Annotated in this window: 8 protein-coding genes, 3 tRNA genes and 3 rRNA genes; all 14 read right to left on the bottom strand. The window is 30.3% G+C overall.

Features of this window, described 5'->3' with window-relative positions; genetic code table 11:
* Positions 1-163 (bottom strand): 16S ribosomal RNA (locus B5D15_RS14820); the annotation flags it as partial.
* 504 nt (positions 164-667) lie between these two features.
* Positions 668-743, bottom strand: a tRNA-Lys gene (locus B5D15_RS14815).
* A gap of 111 nt (positions 744-854) precedes the next feature.
* Positions 855-1298: a VanZ family protein gene (locus B5D15_RS14810; RefSeq protein WP_078697874.1), complete on the bottom strand. Its 444-nt coding sequence runs from the start codon at positions 1296-1298 to the stop codon at positions 855-857.
* Between the two features lie 99 nt (positions 1299-1397).
* A complete protein-coding gene (locus tag B5D15_RS14805; protein ID WP_078697873.1) occupies positions 1398-2780 on the bottom strand; it encodes a sodium-dependent transporter in 1383 nt (460 codons plus the stop codon).
* A gap of 229 nt (positions 2781-3009) precedes the next feature.
* Positions 3010-4377, bottom strand: coding sequence for a UDP-N-acetylmuramoyl-L-alanine--D-glutamate ligase (gene murD / locus B5D15_RS14800; RefSeq protein WP_078697872.1), 1368 nt, complete (start codon positions 4375-4377; stop codon positions 3010-3012).
* Complete coding sequence (locus tag B5D15_RS14795; RefSeq protein ID WP_242948768.1) at positions 4367-4966, bottom strand: uracil-DNA glycosylase; 600 nt, start codon at positions 4964-4966, stop codon at positions 4367-4369. Before B5D15_RS14795 ends, murD begins: the two co-directional genes overlap by 11 nt.
* Before the next feature lie 11 nt (positions 4967-4977).
* On the bottom strand, positions 4978-5334 hold the full coding sequence (locus tag B5D15_RS14790) for an ArsR/SmtB family transcription factor (protein WP_078697871.1): 357 nt from the start codon (positions 5332-5334) through the stop codon (positions 4978-4980).
* Between the two features lie 90 nt (positions 5335-5424).
* Positions 5425-5640, bottom strand: a complete 216-nt coding sequence (locus B5D15_RS14785; RefSeq protein ID WP_078697870.1) for a DUF3892 domain-containing protein — start codon at positions 5638-5640, stop codon at positions 5425-5427.
* 8 nt (positions 5641-5648) lie between these two features.
* Positions 5649-5873 (bottom strand): DUF3892 domain-containing protein, encoded by a 225-nt coding sequence (locus B5D15_RS14780; RefSeq protein WP_078697869.1) that lies wholly within the window; start codon positions 5871-5873, stop codon positions 5649-5651.
* 92 nt (positions 5874-5965) lie between these two features.
* On the bottom strand, positions 5966-6517 hold the full coding sequence (locus B5D15_RS14775; protein WP_078697868.1) for a uracil-DNA glycosylase: 552 nt from the start codon (positions 6515-6517) through the stop codon (positions 5966-5968).
* Positions 6518-7169: 652 nt separating this feature from the next.
* Positions 7170-7286 (bottom strand): 5S ribosomal RNA (gene rrf / locus B5D15_RS14765).
* A 2-nt stretch (positions 7287-7288) separates the two neighbouring features.
* A tRNA-Ala gene (locus tag B5D15_RS14760) sits at positions 7289-7364 on the bottom strand.
* Between the two features lie 15 nt (positions 7365-7379).
* Positions 7380-7456 (bottom strand) — tRNA-Ile (locus tag B5D15_RS14755).
* A 5-nt stretch (positions 7457-7461) separates the two neighbouring features.
* A 5S ribosomal RNA gene (gene rrf, locus B5D15_RS14750) occupies positions 7462-7565 on the bottom strand; the annotation flags it as partial.

The following is a 7565-nucleotide window of genomic DNA, read 5'->3' as shown; positions in this document are numbered from 1 at the left end:
TTCTTATATAGCGTGAAGCCCGCTTACGCGGTCTTGACGCTGACTAACTTAATTTAAGCTCTCACCACTAAGCACTCAGTGTTAAGTGCTGCCTCCGCTCGACTTGCATGTGTTAAGCACGCCGCCAGCGTTCGTCCTGAGCCAGGATCAAACTCTCAAGATAAAATCCTGAAACTCATTTTTGATGCTTATTTGCATCTTTTATGGTACGTTCGCTTATCCACTGTTCAATTTTCAAGGTTCAAATACTCTCTTCTCAAGACGCTTTATTATATTATCATGTCGTATCTTTATTGTCAACTTCTTTTTTCTTGCCATCTTTTTACTTAATCATCTGCTCTTTCAAAAGACAGCTTAGTTAGTTTATCACGTCTTTTCTCTTAAGTCAACTCTTTTTTGTTTGGAAGTTTTTTCTCTTAACTTCCTTTATTCTTTGCCGCTTCAAGCGACTTTTATATGATAGCACATGCATTTATTTATGTGTTTTTATTATTATCCTTTTAATCAATTTATATTCATAAATCTTTTTATTTCTTTATATTTCTTTTTATTATATACCTCGATACACTAAGCTCCGTTGTTGTAATATTATAAGGTCTCCCCCCTTTTTACATATAAAAATAACCTGACACATCATAAATTGATATGTCAGGTTATCATCAACTTTTGGTGAGCCACCGGGGAATCGAACCCCGGACACCATGATTAAAAGTCATGTGCTCTGCCGACTGAGCTAGTGGCTCAAAACCTTAGCGCAACGAAATTTATTATATCATAGCTTTTTCTATATGACAATATTTTTTTTAAGAATTTTATATATGAATATATTTCCAGAGTGTTTAACATCACATTAACTATATATCAATGAACCTTCTTCTTTTTATTTCTCTAATATGATTAATAATTGAATAAAATGCCCCTCCAAAAGTATCTATCATTACATCCTTAAAAGAAGGACCTCTGCCAGCTATAAACATTTGGTGAAATTCATCACTGCAAGCATAAAGAAAAGTAAATAGTAAAGATAAAAACAAACTCTTTTTACGGCTTAAATCTATATAAAGCGCATTAAATATAAGATAGCAAAGAATAAAATATTCCGTAAAATGTGCTGTCTTTCTTATTATATAATCTGTTTTGCTTTTAAATATATAATCTATATTTATATTCAATGATTTTAAAATCTGCAATATAAATCTATTATTGTTAGAAGAATCGCTTCCAGTTTGATTTGAAAACATAAAAATAATCAATGCCCATAAAAGCACATAAAACCATCTTTTATACTTTTTATTCATTTTATATTTCCTTCCAAAAATTTTATAAGAGTTATTTTAACATATTATATAGAAAGAAAAAAGCCTCTAATAGAAAACTATCAAAGGCTCTTTGAATATTTATTTTATCTTGATTAATCCTATTGAATTTAAAAACACAAGGATAAGCAATACTGGTGTTACAAATCTTAATATTAATAAATATATATTTATTAATTTAGTATTCTTTAAAGTACCTTCATTGGAAAGCTCATTTACTATACTTTCTTTTTTATTGAAATATCCAACAAATACAGCTATTAAAAGACCCCCAACTGGAAGTAATATATTCGAAGATATATAATCAAACAAATCAAAAAAACCTTTTCCTAATATGCTAACCTTACCTAAAACACTTCCTTTATCTACAGAAAGAGTTGCGAGTATTCCGATTATAGCCATTATCGCAGTTGTTGTAATAACGGCTTTTTTCCTATTCATTCCCTTTTCTTCAGTAAGGTAAGCAACAGGAACCTCAACTAATGACATCATAGCAGTTGTTGCAGCTATTGATGTTAAAAAGAAAAATGCTACAAGAAGAAGATTCCCTAGAGGAATTTTTGAAAAAACAAGTGGTATAGTTATAAATAAAAGTCCTGGGCCTGCACCTGGTTTCATTCCAAAGGAAAATACAGCTGGAAATATTGCAATACCTGCAAGAAGAGACACTATTGTATCAGATATTGCAACCTTTGCTGACGTTGCAATCAAATTATTATCCTCTGTAAAATAACTTCCATAAGTCATCATAGTTCCCATACCAAGCGAAAGCTTAAAAAATGCAAGTCCTAAAGCTGTTAATATTCCTGCTGCAGTCAAGCTTGAGAAATCAGGTTTAAAAAGGAATGTAAATCCCTGAGCAGCTCCTGGGAGAGTTATTGCTCTTATATCACATATTATAATCAATATAAATAATACCGGCATTAGTGTTTTTGTGATTCTTTCTATTCCTTTTTGAACCCCTGCAATAAGTATTAATGAGACAACAACTAAAACAATCATTTGCCATAGAATTGGAGGCATAGGTCCAAGAATTGTTTTTGTAAACATTGCTCCTGATGCATCAGGATTTATTCCCGCAAAATCTCCATTTATAGCTCTAAACAAATATGAATAAACCCATCCAGCAACACAACTGTAAAAAAACATTATTAAAAAAGCCGATACTATACCTGCAAATCCAATTGTTTTCCATCCCTTTGAAGCACCTATTTTATCAAAGGCACCAACAGCATTTTTTCTTGTCTTTCGTCCTATATAAAATTCACATACCATTACTGGAATTCCTATAAAAGCAATACATATTAAATAAACGATTAAAAATGCTGCTCCTCCATTTGCACCTGTTAAATAAGGAAATCTCCATATATTCCCCAGACCTACCGCTGAACCAAGTGTTGCAAAAAAAACTGCAATTCCTGATGAAAAATTTTCCCTTTTCAAAGATTTTTGATGTTCCTCCATTGACATACCCCTTTCATAAAATGTTTAAATTATCAATAATTTAACATATTAAATTTCTAAAATCAACAAAAAAATATTGATTTAACTAAACTTAATAGTTTCTAAGATTTATAATATAATTATTATTCATACATTAGAATGAATAAATTTAAAATTGCTTTTTTTGAATAATTTTATTCATAATGAATAGGGGATATGTCAGAATGGCTATAAATATTTAAAATAATATTTATAGCTTCATTACTATTTCCTTAAATTTTTTCCCTCTCTCTTCAAAATTTTTAAACATATCAAAACTTGCACAAGCTGGAGACATAGTAATAATATCTCCTTCCCCTGCCATTTCATATGCCTTTTTAACTGCATCCTCAAGATTTTCTGCATCTATTATAGGGAGATTTATTTTTCTTCTTTCCATTTCTTTCTCAAAGGCTTTCTTTATTTTTTCCCTTGTTGCTCCCATAAGAATAAGTATTTTAATTTTATCTATTCCTCCTGTTGCAAGTTCTTCAAAGGGTATTTTTTTATCATATCCTCCTGCAATAAGTATAACTTTATTTTTAAAGGATTTAAGTCCTGCAACTGTTCTTGTAGGGCTTGATGCAATAGAATCATTGTAAAATTTTATTCCATTTATTTCCCTCACTAACTCAATCCTGTGTTCAACCCCTGTAAAACTTGTTGCTACCTTTTTCATACTCTCTGATGAAACAAAACCATATACCGCCGAAAATGCAGCTAAAAGATTTTCTACATTATGCATACCAGGGAGCTTAACATCATCGATAGAGCATATGCTGATACCATTACAAATAAGTTTTTCTCCATCAAAATATGAAAATGCAGTACTATCCTTCATACTAAATGTTCTTAGGCTGCTTTTTACTTCTCTTTTCATTGAACTGGTTATTTCATTATCATTATTTAGTACTACGATATCATTTTCACATTGATGCAGAAAAATATTCTTTTTTGAGTTTACATACTCATCCATTCCCTTATGAATATCTAAATGATTAGGACTTAAATTAGTTATAATAGATACATCAGGAGAATAATTAACATCCATCAATTGAAAGCTTGAAAGTTCAACTACAACATAATCTTCTTTACTAATTTCTTCAATTCTGTTTAAAAGAGGACTTCCTATATTTCCCCCAAGAAAAACTTTATATCCTTCATTTTTTAGCATTTCATATATTAAAGTTGTTGTTGTTGTTTTTCCATCGCTTCCAGTTACACCAAATATTTTAGCAGGGCAGTATTTCAAAAACTCACCCATCTCAGAAGTAACATAGGCTCCTTTTTCTCTTGCCTTTATTAAATATTCATTGTCAGGCCTTAAAGAAGGAGTTCTAAATATAATATCGCAATCAATAACACCTTTAAGATATTCTTCTCCAAGATAAAGTTTTACACCTAATTTTTTTAATTTTTCCTCTAAATCTCCAAGAGATGTCTTTTTATCACACGCTACAACCTTAGCTCCATAGTTTAACAACATTTCTATAAGAGGTGTATTGCTAACTCCTATACCTACTATTGCAACCTTTTTATTTTTTACATTATCTTTAAACTCTTTCAATCTATCTTTCAATATTATTCTCCTCTCTACCTTTGATATAATCCTTTAATTTAAGTATATCATCATAATAAATATGTTTTAATTCCCTATTATATATAATACTTGCAGGATGATATAGTGGAAAAAGAACAAATTTATCAAGCATTATAGCTTTTCCATGATATTCTCCTATAGTTGCTTTTTTATCCATTAAAATTGCCCTTAATGGAATATTCCCGAGGGTAACGATTATATTAGGACAAATAATTTCAATTTCTTTTCTTAAGGTTTCAACAGACATTTCAATCTCCTTACTATTTGGAGGCCTGTTCGATTTTCTTCCTGTTTTCTCATTTATCTTATAAGGTCTTATCTTAACTACATTAGTTATGTATATCTCATCTCTTTTAAGACTTAGCAAATTTAAAAATTCATCGAGATTTTTTCCAGCCTGACCTACAAAGGGTCTTCCCATTTCCTCCTCTTTTTCACCAGGCGCCTCGCCAATCAGCATAATATCTGCATTTTTATTTCCTTCTCCAAAAACTATCTTAATGTTTTCCACTAATTTATTATCAACTATATTTCTATATTCCTCTTCAATCTGCTTAAATTGTTCCAATTGTACTCCTCCTAATCATGCTTAACATGCTCAAGTCCTTGCTTAAATAGATTTACAACATGGTCGTCATCAAGAGAATAAAATACAGTCTTACCCTCTTTTCTATATTTAACAAGCCTTAAATTTCTCAATATCCTTAATTGGTGTGAAACTGCTGACTGGGTCATACCTATAATGCATGCAATATCGCATACACACAGTTCATTTAATGAAAGTGCAAATAATATCTTTATTCTTGTCGCGTCCCCAAGAACCTTAAAAAGCTCCGACAATTTTAAAATGTCCTTATCTGATATCATATTACTTTTAGCAAAATTTATCGTTTCCTCGTGTATTTTATTTTCAGTGCAAACATCTATAGTATTCATAATATCACCACTCAAATTATATATTTATAATATTTATTTTACAACAAATACATACATTAAAAAAGTAAAATAGGTGGTTTTTGTTTCCACCTATTTTACTTCGGGCAAATTTTCAAGATTAAAATCTCTTCCTTCTATTTTTTCCTTTCCTTTTTCATCACAAACTATTCTTACACCGCTAAGTTCACCTTTTTTTATCATATATACTGCCTGTTCATTATCTATTATAGATCCAGTATTCAATTCATAACCTATAATATTTTTTTCTCCATCTTTAATAAGTTTCTCTATCTTGAGGCTTTTCAATATATCACCTACCTTACCTCTGGCAAATTATCAAGATTATTTATATCCTTCCCATCAGGAACGCTTCTTAAAAACTCCTCTCCTTTTTTAGAAACTCCAACAGTAACGCCCTCTATCTCACCCTTTTTTGCAATATTAACTCCTTCATCCTTTGTTACAATCTTTCCGTTATCCAGTTTATATGCAACAATTTCTCCTTTATTATCATGCTTTACTCCAATTATCTTAAACAATTACTTATCCCTCCAACTTTATTTTGTAATACTTTTATTGAAAATATACTTATTTATAAAAAAAGCCCTATCACTATTTTGTGAAAGGGTTATTATAGCATTTTTAGTTTTTCTCTTATATTTTTAAAATCCTCCCATGCATCTTTCTTTTTACTTGGATCCCTTAAAAGAGCTGAAGGATGATAGGTAGGTAAAATGTAGAAATTTCCTTTTTTATACCATATTCCTCTATCTTTAGTTATTCTTATATCACTTTTAATTATGTATTTAGCTGATGTTGCCCCAAGACAAACTATAATTTTTGGTTTTATAATAGAAACCTGATATCTTAAATAAGGCAGGCATTTTACTACTTCCTCTTCAAAAGGAACCCTGTTATTAGGTGGTCTGCATTTTACTATATTTGCAATATATACATCTTCTCTTTTAAGCTCAATAGCTGCAAGCATTTTAGTCAATAATTGTCCTGCTTTTCCCACAAAAGGCCGTCCTGTATTATCTTCCTCTTCCCCAGGCCCCTCGCCTATAAACATTATTTTTGTATTAACATTTCCTTCACCAAAAACAACATTTTTTCTTTTATTACATAATTGACATTTGTTACATGTCTTTATAATTTCACTTATTTCTTCAATGCTATACATTTTTTCACCTTCTATTAAAATGAATAATTAAATATATCTTTAAAGGGGTGAAATAATGAAATATATATTTATTTTTATAATTATTTACTTTTTTTTCTCATTAATTATATCATATAAACTAAAAAATTCTAAAGAAAAATATTTTATATCTAAAATTTTTATATACTTTATAATTTCAAGTATATATATTTATATTGAAGAACTAATACCTATTCCTATTGGTATTTTTATATCAATAATTTTATTAAAAATGGATAAAAGGAACAGAATATCAAAAATTGTTTGCATTATTTCTGGATTTTTATGCAGTATTATATGTGTTATATTATATTACTTATTTTGATAATAAATAGTTATATTTTTGTATAAAATAAAAAATTATTATATTTTATTTTTTATATATTGCAAAAATAATACTGATTATGATATACTTATAATTGTTAAAAAATATTTTAGCAATTTAGAACCCTTTCATATAACATATCCCCATGATTGAACCCTATTAACTGACCTTAGCCAGGTGAACCCCCTGGCTTTTTTTTATCTATAATTCTTATTCTTAAATCATACTGCAGCATATTAAAAGAATATAAATCTTAATAACTTTATAAATACAAAAAAGCTCTAAGAATTATCTTAGAGCTTTTTTATTAATTGGCAACCACCTACTTTTCCAAGCCGTCTCCAGCTCAGTATCATCGGCGCACCTATGCTTAACCTTCGTGTTCGGAATGGGAACGGGTGTTACCATAGATGCCTAATCACCAAATATGGTGGAGATAAAGAGATTCGAACTCTTGACCCCCTGCTTGCAAGGCAGGTGCTCTCCCAACTGAGCTATACCCCCACGAATATTAAATTATGGTGGGCCTTCAGGGATTCGAACCCCGGACCGACCGGTTATGAGCCGGTTGCTCTAGCCAACTGAGCTAAAGGCCCAGATTAACTGGCAGCCACCTACTTTTCCAAGCCGTCTCCAGCTCAGTATCATCGGCGCACCTATGCTTAACCTTCGTGTTCGGAATGGGAACGGGTGTTACCATAGATG

Origin of the sequence: Caloramator quimbayensis (assembly GCF_900167605.1) — a bacterium.
In the GTDB taxonomy this organism is placed as follows: Bacteria; Bacillota; Clostridia; order Clostridiales; family Caloramatoraceae; genus Caloramator_B; species Caloramator_B quimbayensis.
This window is presented reverse-complemented; position numbering and strand designations above follow the sequence as displayed.